Origin of the sequence: Crocosphaera chwakensis CCY0110 (assembly GCF_000169335.1) — a bacterium.
GTDB lineage: Bacteria > Cyanobacteriota > Cyanobacteriia > Cyanobacteriales > Microcystaceae > Crocosphaera > Crocosphaera chwakensis.
Genome location: NZ_AAXW01000002.1, coordinates 134,944 through 154,537 on the forward strand (window position 1 = coordinate 134,944; position 19,594 = coordinate 154,537).

Sequence of the window (19,594 nt, forward strand, 5' to 3'; positions counted from 1 at the left end):
TATCTGTTGAACAAAAATGACCAAAACGTAAGACAATAACATGAGAAGTTGTAGCGAGAAAAGTTAAATTAAACATTTTCTTGCGACATCTCAAATCCTTACCGATTGGGAGTTCACCATACTTCGTCATCCCATTGGGAAACTTCGCGCTCCTAAACTCTTAAGCTAACCATTAGCTTGCAATTTGTACTGTCAATAAAATTCGAGGAAGAACTAACATGAATCCCACCGTTGCTGCTGCTTCTGTTATCGCTGCTGCTTTAGCTGTAGGTTTAGGTTCCATTGGACCTGGACTCGGTCAAGGAAACGCATCAGGTCAGGCTGTATCTGGTATTGCTCGTCAACCTGAAGCAGAAGGAAAAATCCGTGGAACCTTATTGTTAACCCTAGCATTCATGGAATCTTTGACCATCTATGGTCTAGTAATCGCGTTAGTTCTTTTATTTGCTAACCCCTTTGCTTAAAACCTAATCCAATAGTAGAGACAGCCGTTGTGCTGTCTCTGCATCAAAAAAAGCGTTAAAAAAACCAAGACGTAGATGGGTGAACCATGTTTGATTTTGATGCAACTTTGCCCTTGATGGCATTGCAATTTGTTTTGTTGGCGATTATTCTTAACGCCATTTTTTATAAGCCCTTGAATAAGGCATTAGACGAAAGGGCTGACTACATCCGCCAAAAAGAAACCGGTGGACAAAAAGAGTTAGCCGAAGCTAAAGAACTCGCTGCCAAGTACCAACAACAACTGGCAGACGCTCGTAAGCAATCTCAAGACATTGTGGCCCAAGCCCAAGCAGAAGCGAAGCAACTGGCAACAGAAGCTGTCGCCGAAGCCCAAAAAGAAGCCATAGCCAAAAAAGAGGCCGCTGCCCAAGAAATTGAGCAGGAACGCCAAGAGGCTCTAAAAACCCTAGAACAACAGGTTGATGCCTTAAGTCGTCAAATTCTAGAAAAACTTTTAGGGCCAGAATTAGTCAAATAACGATACTGTCCGTTGACTTGAATAACCGGTATGATCGATCCTTTTTTATTATTAGCCACTGAAAGTCACGCCGAAGGGGAAGCTCTCATCGGTTTCCACTTCGACTTCTTAGAAAGTAACATTCTCAATTTAGCCATTCTGATCGGGGTTTTGGTCTTTTATGGTCGTAAAGTTGTCGGAAATATCCTTAGCGAGCGACGTAATCAAATTGCTGAAGCAATTCAAGAGGCTGAAGGAAAACAACGTGAAGCAGCCCAAGCGTTAGCTAAAGAAAAAGAAAACTTAGCTCAAGCTCAAAAAGAAGCCGAGCGCATTCGCCAAGCTGCCACCGAAAGAGCTAAAACCCTTAAAGCTGAAATTGAGGAACAAAGCAAACGAGATATTGCTCGTCTCAAAGAAACGGCAGCAGCTGATCTTTCCTCTGAGCAAGAACGAGTGATGGCGCAATTGAAAAAGCAAATTGCAGAACAAGCCATTGCTCAAGCAGAAAATCAACTCAAAGCACAAGTCGATAACAATACCCAACAGCGACTTATTGATCGCAGTATCACTAGGTTAGGAGGTTAAGGTTGAAAGGATCACTGTTTAGTTCAGAAATTGCTGAGCCTTACGCTCAAGCACTTATGTCTCTCGCAGAATCCCACGACATTACTCGCTCTGTTGGGGATAATTGCCGTGACATTTTAGAAATTTTAGAAGAGTCTGCGGAGTTACGGGCATTTATTAGCTCTCCTGTCATTAAGGATGAGGATAAACGAGCCGTTTTAAATCGTATTTTAGGAGATGATATCCATCACTATTTACGAAACTTCCTGATGTTATTGGTGGATAAACGAAGAATCGTTTTTCTAGAAGCCATTTGTCAACAATACTTGGCTTTACTAAGAAAATTAACCAATACTGTTCTTGCTGAAGTTACCGCTTCAACCGAGTTAAGCGATCGCCAACGTCGCGATGTAATCGATAAAATTAAAGCTTTAACCGGAGCAGAATCGGTAGAACTAAAAACCGATAATGACCCCGACTTAATCGGCGGTGTCATTATCAAAGTTGGCTCCCAAGTCTTTGACGCTAGTTTGCGCGGACAACTCCGTCGCATTGGTATCAGTCTTACTGGAGCATCCTAAGCTTAACCCCTTGTAACTCATTCAATTGCTAAAAAGATCCCACTATGGTTAGTATCAGACCTGACGAAATCAGCAGCATTATTCGCGACCAAATCGAGTCCTATGACCAAAGTGTTCAAGTCTCTAATGTGGGAACCGTTCTCCAAGTCGGAGATGGAACCGCCCGTATTTACGGCTTAGAACAATGTATGGCCGGAGAATTATTAGAATTTGAAGATGGAACCATTGGTATTGCTCTCAACTTAGAAGAAGATAATGTTGGGGCGGTGTTAATGGGGACAGGTTTAGATATTCAAGAAGGTAGTACCGTTCAAGCTACTGGAAAAATTGCCCAGGTTCCTGTAGGGGACGCTATGGTTGGTCGGGTGGTAGACTCCCTCGGTCGTCCTATTGATGGGAAAGGAGATATCAATACGTCTGAAAGCCGTTTAATCGAATCCCCTGCTCCTGGTATTATTGCTCGTAAATCTGTTTGTGAACCCATGCAAACAGGGATTACCGCTATTGATGCCATGATTCCCATCGGTAGAGGACAACGGGAATTAATTATTGGTGACCGTAAAACAGGAAAAACAGCGATCGCGATTGACACCATCATTAACCAGAAGTCAGAAGACGTAATCTGTGTTTATGTTGCCATTGGTCAAAAAGCATCTACCGTTGCTCAGGTTATCGGTACATTAGAAGAAAAAGGCGCAATGGACTACACTATTGTAGTTGCAGCCAACGCCAATGACCCTGCTACCTTACAGTATCTTGCCCCTTACACTGGAGCAACCCTAGCAGAATACTTCATGTACAAGGGTAAAGCCACCCTGGTTATCTACGATGACCTTTCTAAGCAAGCTCAAGCTTACCGTCAATTATCTTTGTTACTCAAACGTCCCCCAGGACGGGAAGCTTATCCTGGAGATGTTTTCTACATCCACTCTCGCTTACTAGAACGGGCTGCTAAACTCAGTGATGCCCTCGGTGGTGGTAGTATGACCGCATTGCCCATCATTGAAACCCAAGCAGGGGACGTATCCGCTTACATTCCTACTAATGTAATTTCTATTACTGACGGGCAAATCTTCTTATCCAGTGACTTGTTTAACGCTGGTTTCCGTCCCGCCATTAACGCAGGTATTTCCGTGAGTCGGGTGGGTTCTGCTGCTCAAACCAAAGCCATGAAACAGGTGGCAGGTAAGTTAAAGTTAGAACTGGCTCAGTTTGCTGAACTAGAAGCGTTCTCCCAGTTTGCCTCTGACTTAGATGCTGCTACCCAGGCACAACTGGCACGGGGTCAACGACTACGTCAAATCCTCAAGCAACCTGAAAACTCTCCTTTGGCAGTTTGGGAACAGGTAGCTGTTGCTTACGCAGGACTCAATGGTTACATTGATGATGTTCCTGTGGATAAAGCCACTGAGTTTGCTACTGGTTTAAGAGAATATATTGCGACCAGTAAGCCTAAATATCCTGAAATCATCAAGAGTGAGAAAAAACTCACCGATGAAGCAGAAAGCTTACTCAAAGAAGCGATTTCTGAATACAAACAAGCCTTTAGTGCTTAGTAATGTCGAGTTGTTAGGTCAGTGATCTTCTGATGGTCACTGACTTTGGAGTAGAACGTAAGTATTAATTTAGAATCACTCTCACATTATGCCTAACCTTAAAGCGATTCGCGATCGCATTCAGTCGGTCAAGAATACCAAAAAAATTACAGAAGCCATGCGTTTAGTGGCCGCAGCAAAAGTGCGTCGGGCGCAAGAGCAAGTTATCTCAACTCGTCCCTTTGCTGATGCGTTAGCTAACGTTCTTTTTAACTTACTGAACCGTTTGCAGTTCTCAGACGTTAGTTTACCCCTTCTGCAACAAAGAGACGTTAAAACCGTCGGTATCGTGGTTGTTTCAGGTGATCGCGGTTTATGTGGCGGTTACAACAGTTATGTCATCCGTCGGGCTGAACAACGGATTAAAGAGTTAAAAGAACAAGGAATTGATTATCGTTTAATTACCATTGGCCGCAAAGCTACCCAATATTTTACCCGTCGGGAAGCCCCCATCGCGAATAAATATACAGGACTAAACCAAATTCCTACCGCCGATGAAGCCGGAACCATTGCTGATGAATTGCTTTCCTTGTTTTTATCAGAAACAGTGGATCGGGTAGAGTTAGTTTATACTCGTTTTGTTTCTTTAATTAGTTCTCGTCCCGTGGTGCAAACTTTGGCCCCGTTGACGATGCAGGGATTAGAAACAGAAGATGACGAAATTTTCCGTTTAATTACCAAAGAAGGTAAATTAAGCGTTGAACGGCAAACTGTCACTCAAGATATGAGTAGTTTTCCTCAAGATATGATCTTTGAACAAGATCCGGTTCAAATTCTAGACGCTTTGTTACCTTTATATATCAATAACCAGTTATTAAGAGCGTTACAAGAAGCTGCTGCTAGTGAATTAGCTGCAAGAATGACCGCGATGAGTAACGCCAGTGACAATGCTGGTCAATTAATTGGAACTCTGACCTTATCTTATAACAAAGCCCGTCAAGCAGCCATTACCCAACAGTTAATGGAAGTTGTTGCTGGTGCTAATGCTTTATAAGATATTATTTTTTGAAGCAATATGAGGCGTTTAGAGGCGATCTAAACGCTTTTTTCATGAGAACAATTTTATAGTAATTAAGTAGCTATAGCAATTAGTAATCAGTTGTGAAAATTTTTAAAATGTTATACTTAGAAAGGGATCTAAATTATAGTAGAGATAACATATAAATCAATGAATCAAAATATTACATTAGAGTTAGTCTTAGAACTTGCTCAACAACTATCTGCTGTTGATAAGATTCGTTTAGTTAATGAAATCACTCCTAGCATTAACCAAAATAGTGACTTTTTAAAGCAAGTTGAAAAACAAAAAAGAATCGCACTTTTAATAAATTTTTCAAGTCAGGTTTATTGACATTTAACTGGTTTTGTGATGTGTAACTTTGAATTAAATCTAGAACTGATGTTTTATAGGATCTGAGTTCTACCAATACAGGAATTTTAATTTTACTGTTGTCTGTCCCCCCTTCTAAAGGGGGGTTAGGGGGGATAAACTTTTCACTCTCTTCTAACAATAACCGCACCAAAGCCGTCGACTTGCCCGATCCTGGTTTTCCCCGTAATAAGACATGATTCGTTGCATATTTCCGTAACCCTTCTAAAACCCCAAATCTTTCTATCTTTTCTCTTTCTTCTTCCCTATTTTCTCTGTCTTCCTTCTTCGGAATCGTTTGCACCTTTAAATCCAAATCTAACAAACCACGAAGCGATCGCATTTTATCATCACTTCTGTGTTTAGATATTTCCTTGCCAACAACATCAGTAACAGTGTAAGTCTGCCACCATTGCGTATATCTATCATTGCTGCATATTGCGTCTAAATATGCCGAAAAATCAACCATTACGATGAATCAAACACTGGTCAATAACATGATTTGATTATAGTAACTTGAGTTTGATATGAGCAAAATTCTATAGAACTACGCATTATGTTGAGACGTTGATGAGATTCCTCGTTCCTCGGAATGACAAATTAAGGATATGAATATTTAATATTCTGACTCCTGATAACTGGTCACTGAATATTAAACTGATCTTGTATTATTGAGCCATAACGCAAACATTAAGTATAATTGGGGACTGGGAACACCGTAAGCCAAAACGAAAGGATTGAATAACAGTGACTGATACTAATTTAGATTTTTTAGCCCAAACCGATCCCACCCTTGCTGCCATGATACAAGGGGAACTACAACGGCAACGGGAACATTTAGAATTAATTGCCAGTGAAAATTTTACCTCACCCGCCGTCTTAGCTGCACAAGGCTCGGTGTTGACCAATAAATATGCAGAAGGATTACCGAAAAAACGTTATTATGGCGGTTGTGAATGGGTTGATAAAGCCGAACAATTAGCCATCGATCGCGTCAAAGAATTATTCGGTGCAGAACACGCCAACGTCCAACCCCATTCCGGCGCACAAGCGAATTTTGCGGTTTTCTTGTCTCTCCTTAACCCTGGCGATAAGATCATGGGAATGGACTTATCCCACGGTGGCCATTTAACCCACGGTTCCCCCGTCAACGTTTCAGGAAAATGGTTCGAGGTATCTCATTATGGCGTGAGTCCCGAAACCGAAAGATTAGACTATGATGCTATTTTAGAATTAGCCAAGAAAGAGAAACCCAAATTATTAATCTGTGGTTACTCTGCTTATCCGAGAATTATTGAATTTGATAAATTTAGAGCGATCGCAGATGAGGTGGGAGCCTACCTCATGGCTGATATTGCTCATATTGCTGGTTTAGTGGCTAGTGGTCATCATCCTAACCCCTTGCCCTACTGTGATGTGGTAACAACGACTACCCATAAAACCCTACGAGGGCCTAGAGGTGGTTTAATTATGACCAAGAACCCTGAGTTGGGCAAACAGTTCGATAAGGCCGTCTTTCCTGGTACGCAAGGGGGTCCGTTAGAACAGGTGATTGCAGCCAAGGCCGTAGCCTTTGGAGAAGCTCTTAAGCCTGAGTTTAAAGTGTATTCTGGGCAAGTGATTGCCAATGCTCAAGCTCTAGCTAATCAATTAACGCAACGAGGCTTTAAGCTGGTTTCTGGTGGGACTGATAACCATTTAATGTTAATTGATTTACGCTGCATTGACATGACAGGAAAAGAAGCAAATAACTTAGTCAGTGAAATCAATATTACCGCCAATAAGAATACGGTTCCTTTCGATCCAGAGTCTCCTTTTGTCACCAGTGGTTTAAGGTTGGGATCTCCAGCTATGACCACCAGAGGGTTGGGAGTCGAAGAATTTACCGAAATTGGGAACATTATTGCTGATTGTTTACTCAATCGCAACGATGAAGGGGTTAAGAAAGATTGTTTAAACCGAGTGAAAGCATTATGCGATCGCTTTCCTCTTTATCCTCACCTTAATATTCCTGTTCCTGTTTTAGCCTAAACTAACGTGAGTTCAGAGTTAGGGGTTCATTCCCCTACTCAACAGGAATTCAAAAAGACTCATTAAATCCTTGTTTAAAATACCCGTTATTTCGTTAATTTTAAAAGTAGACTAACATAACTTATCTATTGCCTTTTGCCTATCTTCGATAGTAACCTTTGATAATCAGAGTTAGTATTATATTACTTACCAATATCTTCGTCCCATAATCGAGGATTATTTTCAATAAATTGTCTCATTAAATCTTTGCATTCTGCTAAGTCGAGATCAATCACTTCTACCCCATGAGACTCCATAAAATCTTTCGCCCCTGTAAAGGTTTTTGATTCACCTGCAATCACTTTTTTAATATTAAATTGAACCACTGCACCAGCACATAGATAACAAGGCATTAAAGTAGAATAAAGTACCGTATCTTGATAACTACCAATTCGTCCAGCATTGCGTAAACAATCAATTTCTGCATGAGTAATGGGATCACCCTCTTGCACTCGTTTATTGTGTCCTCTACCGATAATTTTATTATCTTTAACTAACACTGAACCGATGGGAATACCTCCGGTTTTTAACCCTTGTTTAGCTTCTGCGATCGCAGCTTTTATAAATTCATCCATAATCAAAATTTCCCTGACTGTTTAATCATTTGATAAAGATAAACGAGATAAAATATTATTCCTTAACGCTTCAAAATATAAGGATAAAGGAAACTGATAATATTCTAAAACTAACCAAAGTAAACAACTCAAATGACAGATAAAAGTTAGCCCAGTCCAAAACCAAGGAAACCAAGCTAAAGGAGTATCAGGTAACACAGGAAACAAATAAGCTCCAGCCCCTACAATTAATGTGGGTAAACTCACAAAACCTAAAGCTAAGAAACGATAACCCCATTGAAAGGTTTTAACAGAACGAACATTTTGCCAGCGTTTTCCTGTCCAATACCAAGTTAAAGGGAGTTGACTATCTACAATAGTAATGGCTTGTTTATCGATATTAGCTGTAAAAATATGACGACAAAAATTACAAGAAAAGGCTTCCATCAAGGGCAATGTTGCGATTTCTCCATGACGACACACTGGACAATAATAAGCACTATAATAATTTAGTAAATTTGATGATGGGCGAGAAGATAACATAGACACTAGACAATGAACTTATGCAAGATTAGGAGGAATATTATTGTTTTTTCTAGGTTTCGACTTTAGAGCGCGTAATTGTTGTTGAATAATATTTTGTAGTTTAGCACGGGAGATTTCAGCTTGCGACTCCTTATTACCTGGTACTTCTTGAAAAATCATGCTATCAATGGACTCTACAGAAAACAATTGAAACAATAAATGAGTTACGGGAATAGAAATAATGCTAATTTCAGGATTAATAATACCTTGAAAAGTTTCAGCATCTTTTTTAGTAGCAAAAGCATAGATAACCCGTTTTTCTTCCTTGGGATTTTTACGATTACTTAATATTGTCGACAACCAAGAGTGATTTTTACCGTGTAGAACATAATATTGCTCGTGTTGTAGCTGGCTAGCAAACAATTTAAGGGTTGGAACTACGGCCTTTTCCATTACCGAAATAGGAACCCCCTGTTGAGGTGCTTCATGAATAAGAATTTCTAATTGTTCGTCTAAATACATCGCTATTTCCAAGATTATAAGTTTCAATCTTAAACACATAAAAGAATCTTTTATGATTCAGTATTACCTTTAGAAACATTATCCGCGATCGCTTTAAGAATAAGATTAACCATTTCCGGTATTTTAACCAATTCCTGAGCTAAGGTCATTTGTTCTTCAGGAGCCAGATTCTCAATCAGCTTAAGAATATCGACAATACTTGATTCTGATGGTAGCGTATCTTGACTAGCACCTATCCCTGAATCCAGGTTTTCTTCATCTAATGATAAATTAATCTCTTCGTTTTTTAACAACTTATCGGTTGAAGATAAAGACGGTTTCTCTTCTATGAATTCATTGTCTTGGAGATTAGCCTCAATGAGGGTTTCAAACAACGGAGACTCCGTTTGATTTGACTCCGATGAATCTAAAGAAAGCTCCTCGAAACTTTCCTGATGCTCATCTAACTCTGACAATAAAGAAAGCAAGGGATCTGAGGTTTTGTCGGAGTCAGTTAACATTGGCTGAGGTAAGTTTAAGGCTTCTTCCCAGGGAAGTTTTGTCTTAGCTTCTTGGTCGGTTTTGTGATCGAGATTAACTTTACGACACGCCATTTTGGGCGGAAGTCCCCGTAAATGCCAACGGTACATCTGGGCTAAATTCTCTTCATCTCCTTGCCATTGTAAAGCGATAATATCCCGAACCTCTACTGGAATCAAACCTCTCAATTCTGAGAGAGATTTATTGCTCCATTGATCAGATTCTACTGACAGTCGGCTATACTCTTCATCGGTTGCTTTTTCTCCCTTGTCAATTAAACGAACGATAGCAGAGTCTTGAGAAGGAGTAATGGGTGTAAGTGAAGCTTTCTGTTTTTTTTCTCTTCCTAAGGCATCGCTAATACACCGTTTAAGTGCTGATTTAGCTGGTCTGTTCTGCTCAGAGGAAATCCATTCTAAAGATGTTTTTTCAAAACTTCTGATTAATTTTATAGCGATACGATAGAGTCTAATTAACCTTTCTTGAGTGACAGGGGTTAGCCCATTAACTTGATTAAAAATGAGATCACTATCTCCTTTAATTGCTAGGACATTTAAACCTAGTTTTTGAGCTTTTTTTAAACCAATGATCAGGGCTGCATATTCTGCTTCATCCTTATGATTAACGGATACTAATTGACTAACCGTGTATCGTCGTCCATTAGGCATTAAAAGAATAGCAGCAGCGACTCCTTGTAGCAAATCACCTTGAAATTCCCCATCAAATAGCATGACTGGTATATCCTTAGGAACAATAGCTTTTTGGTGATTAGTCGACATCGTAAGTTTATGATAATGAGGAGATCGGACAAATAGCAAAGATCACTAATTGGCAGGCAGTGTAAAATTTTAGGGCAAGTATTTTTACTCTCTTTTTAGAGCCTTTTCTCTGAAATAGATTATAGATCAAATAAAGTTTTTATTGAGGATTGCAGTTATGAGAACGTTAAAAAAACTATCAATTTTCTAGGATATAAAAAAGTTGTGCCGTCCTTTTACTATAACCAAAGAATCACAATGTCGAGATGGCAATAGCAGTTTTATTGTTTTTCGAGTCACAGAACAAAACAACCGTGCTATGGCACATTTAAAGCTTAACAAAATCTTAATAGCAAAATGATTCCGATGACAAGAACTAAGGGTATCTCATCGGAAGAGTTAACTTAGTATCCATAGTCATTAATTTGAGGGGGTTGAATTCCGTAATTAGGTTGAGGTTGGGCTTGATTCGTTTGATTAGGAGTATTGACATTGGAATTGCCATTACCATAAGCATTGGGGAACTGAGCGGAGGAAGGATTGACTTGTACTGGAGCCGAACTTCTACCATTACCATAGGGTTGAGTATAGGGCTGAGGAGAAGAATAGGTATAGGGGTTATTAAAGGATGGATTAGAAAAAGAATCGCTTCTAGAGGGAGTTCCAGAGGTGGAATAGTTGGGGCGTGCTGGTCGAGTTCTTGGCGACAGAGGCTGTTTATTTCCTTGAGGAGATGGATCAATAGAGGAGGATTCTTGAGAAAAGACATCTTCTATGGCATCTTTTAGGGGACTTTCTTGAGGGGTTTTACTTGCATCAAGTGCGCTATCAGGTAGTTTAATAGGTTTGGCTGAATCTTTAGAAGGAGTCAAGGGGGGAAACAAAGAACCCACATCCTTTACATTAGGCATCAGTGGTTGAAATTCAATGGAAGGATTAGATTGGTCTAAGTTGGGATTTTGTTGATCGGAAGAAGGCGGCAAAACAGAAGGATTACCGCTATTTTCTAGGATAGGTTGCTCCAAAGAACTTGGTGGCACTTGAGAAGGTTGGGGGGGAAATCCTTGTGAATTAAAGCGGTTTTCTTGTAAATCTTGTACTGTTACCCCAAAATCAACATTATTACCCACTTCTCCTTCAAACTCTCCCTCAATTGGAGAAGTTGCTGTATCATTTCCTAACCATTCAGGATGACGGGAATATTGCCAAAGAACAAAAGCAACCAGTCCCACGATGGCTACCGATCCCCAAACTTTTAGATTAGCTAAGGGTTTGAGTCCTGCCATCAAATAACGGAATGATGATTTAGAGGGTTTAGGATAAGTCATGGCCAGAAGATGATTGAGTCGTTCTTCATTTAGTTTATCTTAGATTATCAAAGTCGCAGTCATTAAATCTTAGTAACAATATTTCAGTTTGGTTAACACGGATAGCTCTATCCAAGACAGTGTAAACTGAGAAAACAAGGCTTTTAGTTAGTGATGACTATAGCTAAACAAACCTGGTGAAATAAAAATCCCACAGGTATTATTGCTGTGGGACTGTTAATGTAATTCTTACTTTGAGGATAGGTCATGGAACTAGAATTTCCGGAAGATTTAAGATATTTAGATAGTCACGAGTATGTTCGTTTAGATGGAGAAATTGCAACCATTGGTATTAGTGCTTATGCGATTGAACAATTAGGGGATCTGGTTTTTCTGGAATTACCTGAAGTGGGAGACTCCTTGGAAAGAGGGAGTAGTTTTGGTTCTATTGAATCAGTTAAAGCAGCAGAAGACCTTTATCCTCCTGTCTCAGGAACGGTTATTGATCGCAATGAAGCCATGATCGAAACCCCAGAGGTTATTGCTGATGATCCTTATGGAGATGGATGGTTGCTCAAAGTTCGCGTGGAAAACCCAGATGATGAATTAGAAGACACCATGTCTGCTCAAGACTATCGTGGGATGCTTGAAGGGGAAGAGGGAATCTAAGACAGCTAGAGTTAACCTAACTAGCTTTTTGCTGTTGTTTCAGAGATTAACCGCTAAATAAAAGCTTTATTAACCAAAAGCATAGGACTTTGAAATGACAGCAATAAATTACTAAAATTCTCTAGGTAACTGGTGTCGCTGTGATCATTAAGTAAAGTATTACAGCTAAAAAGAGAACACAGAGTTTAACCATTAGGTAGGTAATGCTATCAGGATATAAAAATGTATTAATCATGACTTCTCTCCTGGGAAAATCGTCTCTGCTTAGTTTTTTCCCTATTTCAATTGTCTCGTAAACATTAGACTTTGTTGCATAAATTCAGTAAAAATTTACAATATGGTAATTGAGTGGCTTAAATTTGAGGTGTCTCCCGAATCTAGAGATATTTTTATTCAATTAGATAATGAAATTTGGACTTCAGTTTTAGCACAGTTTCCAGGTTTTCTAGGAAAAGAAGTTTGGATATCTCCTGATAAACCCCAAGAAATTATTTTGGTCATACGTTGGCAAACCCGTGAACAATGGAAAAGAATTCCTTTCGATATTTTGGAAGCAACTGAACAAAAAATGGCTAAACGGATGCAAAATCATTTCTATGAAATGACGGAAAGTAAAGAATATCAAGTAAGAAAATTTCCCAATTATTAAAGTTTTTTTGTTAGGTAGATAAAATTAAGGTGATCGCATCCAATCTTCAGAAAGACTGATTTATAATAAAAGTCAGTTTTCCTTCTGATTTCTTTGAGTGATGGCGATTTTTGAATCATTATTAAGCTTTTTGAAAGATTTTTTTGATAAATCAACAGGTACACAACGTTTTCTAAACTATTCAAAGATGGACGATTTTTCTTGATTTTAGATTCTTTATTCAATCTTTTCAAGATCAGTCAACTGATCTTTTATTTTAAAAAATTGATCCTTTAAAGGAAAATCATAATATTAGTTTACTGTCTGTTAAATTTTCAGTTTAAGCATTATTAAAAACTAAAGATATTACTAATTTAGTTATAAGAGCATTCAGTTGTGAAAATAGAAAGGACATAAAAAATGTCTCCACTAATTAGGGTTTGCTGAATATGAGTGTAACCCTTGTTATCAAAAGGTTACACTCATATTCGATGACAAAAAAAGATCAGCTAGTGCAGCTAAAAACCGCTAAAATTGGTAGGGATACCTTGCAGTTGTTAGTCAAGAACAAATGTATCGAAAAGAGGAGCAGCCTTCACCCGCCCCAGAAAATTTTGAATTGCCCTTCGAGGGAAAATTATCCCTAAGTAATCGTTGGGTAATCATGGCAGAACTAATACCTTGGGATGATTTTGAAAAAAAAATATGCTAAACTTTTTTCAGCAGAAAAAGGTGCGCCAGCTAAACCATTTAGAATGGCATTAGGGATATTAATTATTAAGGAAAAGTTAGGAACAAGTGATAGAGAAACAATAGAACAGATTAGAGAAAATCCTTATCTACAATACTTTATAGGTTTAAATTGTTATCAACAAGAGCCACCAGTGGAAGCTTCAATGCTAGTTCATTTTAGGAAAAGGATTGATGTAGATTTGGTGAATAAAATAAATAAAGAAATAGTGAAAAAAGAGAAAGAAAAGCTTGATAAAGAAATAAAAAAAAAGGATTTACCCCAAGAAAAAGGAAAAAAACTAAAAAATCGAGGTAAACTAATACTAGATGCAACTTGTGCGCCGGCCGATATAAAATATCCGACAGATTTAGGAATATTAAATCAAGCTAGAATTGAGACAGAAAGAATAATAGACAATCTTTATAAAGCTTTAAGAGGAAAACTGAGGAAAAAACCGAGAATTTCTAGACACATTGCCAGAAAAGAATATTTAAAGGTAGCTAAAAAAGGAAAAGTTTCTTATCAAGAAAGGAGAAAAGCTATAGAAAAACAGTTGAAATACGTTAAGAACAATCTAGGACATATAGAAGACTTGAATCAAGCTGGGGCTTCCCTCAAAAATCTGAGTAAAAGACAGCAAAATCTTCTAGAAACTATCAAAAAAGTTTATAAACAACAACGAGTAATGTGGGAGAATAAAACCCAGAGTGTTCCCCAAAGAATTGTAAGTTTAACTCAACCCCATATTCGTCCTATAGTCAGAGGAAAAGCAGGAAAACCAATAGAGTTTGGAGCTAAGCTCTCGGTTAGCTGTGTGGATAATTATGTATTTTTAGACCGAATAAGTTGGGAAAACTTAAATGAATCTTGTCATTTAAAAGAACAAGTAGAAAAGTATAGAGAAATGTTTGGCTATTATCCCGAATCTGTTCATGTTGATAAAATTTATAGAACTAGAGAAAATAGAAATTGGTGTAAAGAGAGAGGAATAAGAATTAGTGGTCCGAAGTTAGGAAGACCTCCGAAAAATGTCAGTGAAGAAGAGAAGAAACAAGCTCGCTCAGACGAAAGTTTCCGAAATGCTATTGAGGGAAAATTTGGACAAGCTAAATCTTCGTTTAGCTTGAATCTCGTCATGACTAAACTCCCTGAAACCTCAGAAACTTCTATTGCCATTACCTTTCTAGTTGTCAATCTTTCCAGACTGCTTCGGCAGTTTTTGTCGCTTTATTTGTGGTTATTCATTAATATTAAAACTGATGAACTATTCAACCACAATTATATTAATGAAAATTATATTTATAGCAAATTTATAGAAAGAAAAATTATTAATTGGCAGGGAAATTATCGGCTTTTGGCCGCATAAATTTTGGAGAAACTTTTTCAGCAAACCCTAATTATTTTTGTACTGCGATAGTTTAACTTCTGGGTTGTGTGGATAGTGCCGAAACAATGTTTACAGAATTTCTGACTTCTAACTTCTGACTTCTACTACAGTCCCCAAGTCCCATAAAATATAACCAGTAGAAAACCCATCAAACTATTTGGTTGAACGCAGAGGAACTTAGTATGAAAATTGCCATCTTGTCTCAAGATGCGTCCTTATACTCAACAAGACGACTCAAAGAAGCAGGAGAAGAATTAGGACATGAAATGCGTGTCATTAACTATCTTCGCTGTTATATGAATATTACCTCCCATAAACCTGAAGTTTACTACAACGGTAAACCCCTAGAAAGTTTTGATGCAGTTATTCCCCGTATTGCTGCGTCTAAAACCTTTTACGGTACCGCAGTGGTTCGTCAATTTGAAGTGATGGGTGTGTTTAGTGCTAATGAATCACAAGCCATTTCCCGTTCCCGTGATAAACTGCGCTGCTTACAAATTTTAGCAAGGGATGGCATCGGTTTACCCGTCACAGGTTTTGCCCATGCAACCCAAGATATTGACGGGTTACTAGACTTTGTCGGTGGTGCGCCGGTGGTCATTAAACTCCTAGAAGGAACCCAAGGAATAGGGGTGGTTCTTGCAGATACCAAGAACGCAGCAAAATCAGTGATAGAAGCGTTCCGTCAGTTAGATGCGAACATTTTGGTACAAGAGTTTATCAAAGAGGCTGCAGGGGTAGATTTACGCTGTTTCGTTGTTGGGGGTAAAGTGGTTGCGGCCATGAAACGCAAAGGAGCAGAAGGAGATTTTAGATCTAACCTTCATCGAGGTGGAAAAGCAGATATGGTTAAATTGACTCCAGAAGAACGAACCACCGCCGTTAGGGCTGCAAAATCTATGGGGTTAAAAGTCGCAGGGGTGGATATGTTACGGTCTAATCATGGCCCGGTGGTAATGGAGGTTAATTCTTCCCCTGGAATAGAAGGGATTGAAAAAGCATCCGGAATTGATGTGGCCAAGAAAATTATTGAATTTTTAGCCAAAAATGCTCCTTCTGGGAGTACCCGCGATCGCATTCAGTTTTAGTCTAGGGATGATAGGGTAACAGGTAGATCAAAAGTGACCAATTACCAAGGCTATTGCCTGTTGCCTTTTCCCTGCTTAAAATCCAATGCTTAACGAATTATGACCAACCAAACCTTAGAAATTGGTGGAATGGCGATCGCCCCTGGCCAAAGACAACGTTTAGAGATTCCTGTGGCTCAACTACCCACCAGAACCACTATTTCTTTGCCTGTGGTTGTTATCAATGGTCAATATCAAGGCCCTGTATTGTGGTTAAGTGCAGCCATTCATGGGGATGAAATTAATGGAGTCGAAATTATTCGGCAGATTTTAAGCAAAATTAAGGCTAAGTATCTATATGGAGCCATTATTGCTGTTCCTGTGGTTAATGTCTTCGGATTTATTGAACAGTCCCGTTATTTGCCTGATCGCCGTGACTTAAACCGTTCTTTTCCAGGTTCTCCGCAAGGATCATTGGCTTCGCGTTTGGCTCATTTATTTATGACAGAAATTGTCAACCATAGCACCCACGGCATTGATTTACACACAGCAGCCCAACCCAGGATTAATTTACCTCAAATTCGAGCAAATTTACAGGATAAGGAGACCTATCAATGCGCTCAAGCGTTTGGCGCACCTTTGATGATTCATGCTACTACTCGTGACGGTTCCCTACGCCAAGCCGCCAGTAAAAAAGGCATTCCTGTGTTGTTATACGAAGCAGGGGAAGCTTGTCGTTTTGATGCCAAAGGGATTGAGATCGGAGTTAGAGGGATTTTACAAGTCATGGATCGCTTGGAAATGTACACCCATGCTTTGACAGAGGATTTGCCTTCTCCCCCTCCTTCCCTAGAAATTGAGAAAACAAAATGGATCAGAGCATCTCGTGGGGGATTATTGCATTTAGAAGTCAATTTAGGGGATAAAATCGAAAAAAAACAACTTTTAGGCATAATTACTGACGCATTTGGCGAAACGTTAGCAAAAATCCGTTCTCCTGATCACGGTGTTGTTATTGGCCAAGTGCAAAATCCTTTAGTCAATCAGGGGGATGCAGTAGTCCACCTCGCTTTAATTAAGGGTTAATATCCTTAAAATTTCTTCACTTCTGGTAGTCTCTATACATTTCCAAAATTATTCACCAAACAACCAACTAAACAGTAGTAAAACCATGATTAAAAGAATTAAATGCCCAAAAGAGCCTAAACTGGTGAAGAAGTGAATCGGAAAAATAACCAGTGTATTCGCTGCAAGCCAACTGATCACAAAAAAAAATAAAACCGCGATGATCAGAAACATCATCCCTCTCTAGTTCAGTAATATAAAGGTTTTAAGACAATTGCTTAACATTACTTTACAAAAAAACAGCATTTTTTTTAATAATATGTAATAAATAATGACACAAAGGCATTGTATAAAATTAACTTGAAGGGGACACAAGTAGAGATGAAGGTCATCTTGAAAACCTCTGATAATTCTGAGACGACTATCTAGTTTTCTCAGGTTTCTTAAGAAAACTTTTGTAAAGAACTTAGGAAACCGCAGCCATTGTGACCTGTATTTACAGCACAATAGATGATGGAAGTCCTGAGTTCTAACCAACTCAACTTATTAAGTCAAGTAGGAGATTAATTCAATGTTTGACGCATTTACCAGAGTTGTTTCTCAAGCTGATGCCCGTGGTGAGTTCTTATCCACCTCCCAGCTTGATGCTCTGAGCCAAATGGTAGCCGAAAGCAACAAGCGCATGGATTCCGTTAACCGCATCACCAGTAACCAATCCACCATTGTTACCAATGCTGCTCGTGCTTTATTTGCTGAGCAACCCCAATTGATCAATCCCGGTGGAAACGCTTACACCAGTCGTCGTATGGCTGCTTGCTTACGGGACATGGAAATCATCCTACGCTACGTTACCTACGCCACCTTCAGTGGAGACGGCAGTGTATTAGAAGATCGTTGCTTAAATGGTCTTCGTGAAACCTACGTTGCATTAGGTGTTCCTGGTGCTTCCGTTGCTAACGGCGTTCAAAAAATGAAAGAAGCAGCTCTCGAAATCGTTAACGATCGCAACAATATCACCCAAGGAGATTGTAGTGCTATCGTATCCGAAATCTCTGGATACTTTGATAAAGCTGCTGCAGCTGTTGCTTAATAGAAACCCTTAAGTGGTCAATAAGCAATTTCGTACACGATTTCAACACCGTATTCTAGGAAAACTTAGCAAAACAATCGGGAGATACAAAAACCATGAAAACCCCTTTGACTGAAGCCGTCGCAGCTGCTGATTCCCAAGGACGTTTCTTAAGCAGCACCGAAATCCAAGTTGCTTTTGGACGTTTCAAGCAAGCTTCTGCTAGCTTAGAAGCTGCTAAAGCTTTAACCAGCAAATCAGACTCCTTAATCAGTGGTGCTGCTAACGCAGTTTATCAGAAGTTCCCTTACACAACTCAAATGCAAGGGCCTAACTTCGCTGCTGACCAACGTGGTAAAGACAAGTGTGCTCGTGACATCGGTTATTACCTCCGCATGGTTACTTATTGTTTAGTAGCTGGTGGAACCGGTCCTATGGATGAGTACCTCATCGCTGGTATCGATGAAATTAACCGTACCTTCGACTTATCCCCTAGCTGGTATGTTGAAGCTCTTAAGCACATCAAAGCTAACCACGGTTTAAGTGGAGATCCTGCTGTAGAAGCCAACTCCTACATTGATTATGCAATCAACGCACTAAGCTAGTCATCTAGAAAGTGCTAATGACCTGGAAAAGCGGGAGGTTGTTGGCTAATCACAGTTAGCAATCCTCTGTTTTTCCAGGTCTTGTTGTATCTAATTTGCCATGAGCATTATTAGGAGGTTAAAAATGACCAGTTTAACAGCAGCGCAACGGTTAGGTTTTGAACCCTTTGTAAATATAGCTCCTGTGGAGTTACGGGGAAATTGGACAGATGAGCAGGCAGAAATTGCCATTCGTGCTGCTTATCGTCAGGTACTCGGTAACGATCATCTGATGTCTTGCGAGCGACTCCTGAGCGCAGAATCTTTACTAAGAAATGGTGCCATTTCCGTTAAAGATTTTGTCAGAGCGATCGCTCTTTCTGATCTATACCGCGATAAATTTTTCCATAGCAATCCCCAAAATCGCTTTATCGAACTCAATTATAAACATCTATTAGGTAGGGTACCCTACGATCAATCTGAAATCGCCTATCACAGCGATCTATATCATCAAGAGGGATACGAAGCAGAAATTAATTCTTATATCGACTCTCTTGAATATCAAGAAAACTTTGGTGATGGGATCGTACCTTATTGTCGAGGGTTTTCAAGTCAACGCAATCAAAAAACCGTTGGCTTTAGTCGTACCTTTCAACTCTATCGAGGATACGCCAACAGCGATCGCGCTCAAGGCAATAGTCATCAAGGGAAATTGATTCGAGAAGTCGCCCGCAACAGTGCTTCCCCTGTATACATCGGTGAGACAGCAGAAGTATTATGCGGTGTGTCTGGTGGAAACCGTGACCAAGTTTATCGCCTGAGAGTGGTACAAAAAGCAGTCAACAGGACAAAAACCCAACTACGACGTAGTTGTCGAGAATATTTAGTTCCTTACGAACAGCTATCCAACAAACTACAGCAAATCAACCGTCAAGGTGGCAAGGTAATCGATATTACCCCTGCTTAAAGTATGCTGATAGAGAACGATAAGGGTTGATATGAAGTTAACCCTTGTCCTCAATGTCCCTATATCAAAATCAATGGTAAATCAGAGAAAGGAGAAC

The 19,594-nt window shown here is 39.4% G+C and carries 21 protein-coding genes; 15 read left to right on the top strand and 6 right to left on the bottom strand.

Features of this window, described 5'->3' with window-relative positions; all coding sequences use genetic code 11:
- Positions 1-218 precede the first annotated feature (218 nt).
- From atpE to CY0110_RS01800, 6 genes are all read left to right on the top strand, one after another.
- Positions 219-464 (top strand): ATP synthase F0 subunit C, encoded by a 246-nt coding sequence (atpE, locus tag CY0110_RS01775; protein ID WP_007303504.1) that lies wholly within the window; start codon positions 219-221, stop codon positions 462-464.
- A gap of 86 nt (positions 465-550) precedes the next feature.
- A complete protein-coding gene (locus CY0110_RS01780; RefSeq protein WP_035798139.1) occupies positions 551-982 on the top strand; it encodes a F0F1 ATP synthase subunit B' in 432 nt (143 codons plus the stop codon).
- A gap of 30 nt (positions 983-1,012) precedes the next feature.
- Positions 1,013-1,549 (top strand): F0F1 ATP synthase subunit B, encoded by a 537-nt coding sequence (locus tag CY0110_RS01785; RefSeq protein WP_035798141.1) that lies wholly within the window; start codon positions 1,013-1,015, stop codon positions 1,547-1,549.
- Positions 1,550-1,551: 2 nt separating this feature from the next.
- Complete coding sequence (gene atpH / locus CY0110_RS01790; RefSeq protein ID WP_035798143.1) at positions 1,552-2,109, top strand: ATP synthase F1 subunit delta; 558 nt, start codon at positions 1,552-1,554, stop codon at positions 2,107-2,109.
- 44 nt (positions 2,110-2,153) lie between these two features.
- The gene (atpA, locus tag CY0110_RS01795; protein WP_008273219.1) at positions 2,154-3,665 is read left to right on the top strand and encodes a F0F1 ATP synthase subunit alpha; all 1,512 of its coding nucleotides are present in this window, start codon (positions 2,154-2,156) and stop codon (positions 3,663-3,665) included.
- Positions 3,666-3,753: 88 nt separating this feature from the next.
- On the top strand, positions 3,754-4,698 hold the full coding sequence (locus CY0110_RS01800) for a F0F1 ATP synthase subunit gamma (protein ID WP_035798145.1): 945 nt from the start codon (positions 3,754-3,756) through the stop codon (positions 4,696-4,698).
- 271 nt (positions 4,699-4,969) lie between these two features.
- Here the strand turns inward: CY0110_RS01800 and CY0110_RS01805 are convergent, their stop codons facing one another.
- Positions 4,970-5,542, bottom strand: a complete 573-nt coding sequence (locus tag CY0110_RS01805; protein ID WP_008273237.1) for a hypothetical protein — start codon at positions 5,540-5,542, stop codon at positions 4,970-4,972.
- Positions 5,543-5,820: 278 nt separating this feature from the next.
- Here CY0110_RS01805 and glyA point away from each other — a divergent pair, with 278 nt between their 5' ends.
- Positions 5,821-7,104, top strand: a complete 1,284-nt coding sequence (gene glyA / locus CY0110_RS01810) for a serine hydroxymethyltransferase (protein ID WP_035798149.1) — start codon at positions 5,821-5,823, stop codon at positions 7,102-7,104.
- Between the two features lie 182 nt (positions 7,105-7,286).
- On the opposite strand, the gene CY0110_RS01815 is transcribed toward glyA, so the two are convergent.
- From CY0110_RS01815 to CY0110_RS01835, 5 genes are all read right to left on the bottom strand, one after another.
- Complete coding sequence (locus tag CY0110_RS01815; protein WP_035798150.1) at positions 7,287-7,718, bottom strand: nucleoside deaminase; 432 nt, start codon at positions 7,716-7,718, stop codon at positions 7,287-7,289.
- A gap of 21 nt (positions 7,719-7,739) precedes the next feature.
- A complete protein-coding gene (locus tag CY0110_RS01820; RefSeq protein ID WP_008273250.1) occupies positions 7,740-8,240 on the bottom strand; it encodes a hypothetical protein in 501 nt (166 codons plus the stop codon).
- An 18-nt stretch (positions 8,241-8,258) separates the two neighbouring features.
- Positions 8,259-8,744 carry a hypothetical protein gene (locus tag CY0110_RS01825; protein WP_035798153.1) on the bottom strand — a complete coding sequence of 162 codons (486 nt, stop codon included), beginning with the start codon at positions 8,742-8,744 and terminating at the stop codon, positions 8,259-8,261.
- A 50-nt stretch (positions 8,745-8,794) separates the two neighbouring features.
- Positions 8,795-10,042: a reverse transcriptase-like protein gene (locus CY0110_RS01830; RefSeq protein ID WP_035798155.1), complete on the bottom strand. Its 1,248-nt coding sequence runs from the start codon at positions 10,040-10,042 to the stop codon at positions 8,795-8,797.
- 383 nt (positions 10,043-10,425) lie between these two features.
- Entirely contained in the window at positions 10,426-11,349 is a 924-nt protein-coding gene (locus CY0110_RS01835) for a hypothetical protein (protein WP_035798157.1), read from the bottom strand.
- Positions 11,350-11,595: 246 nt separating this feature from the next.
- Between CY0110_RS01835 and gcvH the strand changes: the two genes are divergently transcribed.
- The 8 genes from gcvH to CY0110_RS01875 all read left to right on the top strand — a co-directional run bounded on the left by gcvH (position 11,596) and on the right by CY0110_RS01875 (position 19,497).
- Positions 11,596-11,997 (top strand): glycine cleavage system protein GcvH, encoded by a 402-nt coding sequence (gene gcvH, locus CY0110_RS01840; protein ID WP_035798159.1) that lies wholly within the window; start codon positions 11,596-11,598, stop codon positions 11,995-11,997.
- Between the two features lie 337 nt (positions 11,998-12,334).
- On the top strand, positions 12,335-12,646 hold the full coding sequence (locus tag CY0110_RS01845) for a TIGR03792 family protein (protein ID WP_035798161.1): 312 nt from the start codon (positions 12,335-12,337) through the stop codon (positions 12,644-12,646).
- A gap of 550 nt (positions 12,647-13,196) precedes the next feature.
- Positions 13,197-14,724 (top strand): IS5-like element ISCysp16 family transposase gene (locus tag CY0110_RS01850; protein WP_085961782.1). Its coding sequence is split into 2 segments (ribosomal slippage): positions 13,197-13,322 and positions 13,324-14,724, totalling 1,527 coding nucleotides; the frame shifts between segments, so codons are not numbered across the junction.
- 203 nt (positions 14,725-14,927) lie between these two features.
- Complete coding sequence (gene rimK, locus CY0110_RS01855; protein WP_008273279.1) at positions 14,928-15,833, top strand: 30S ribosomal protein S6--L-glutamate ligase; 906 nt, start codon at positions 14,928-14,930, stop codon at positions 15,831-15,833.
- 99 nt (positions 15,834-15,932) lie between these two features.
- Positions 15,933-16,898 carry a succinylglutamate desuccinylase/aspartoacylase family protein gene (locus CY0110_RS01860; RefSeq protein ID WP_035798164.1) on the top strand — a complete coding sequence of 322 codons (966 nt, stop codon included), beginning with the start codon at positions 15,933-15,935 and terminating at the stop codon, positions 16,896-16,898.
- A gap of 550 nt (positions 16,899-17,448) precedes the next feature.
- Entirely contained in the window at positions 17,449-17,967 is a 519-nt protein-coding gene (locus CY0110_RS01865) for a phycocyanin subunit beta (RefSeq protein WP_008273296.1), read from the top strand.
- Between the two features lie 95 nt (positions 17,968-18,062).
- Positions 18,063-18,551, top strand: coding sequence for a phycocyanin subunit alpha (gene cpcA, locus CY0110_RS01870; RefSeq protein ID WP_008273303.1), 489 nt, complete (start codon positions 18,063-18,065; stop codon positions 18,549-18,551).
- Positions 18,552-18,675: 124 nt separating this feature from the next.
- The gene (locus tag CY0110_RS01875; protein WP_035798166.1) at positions 18,676-19,497 is read left to right on the top strand and encodes a phycobilisome linker polypeptide; all 822 of its coding nucleotides are present in this window, start codon (positions 18,676-18,678) and stop codon (positions 19,495-19,497) included.
- Positions 19,498-19,594: the final 97 nt, after the last annotated feature.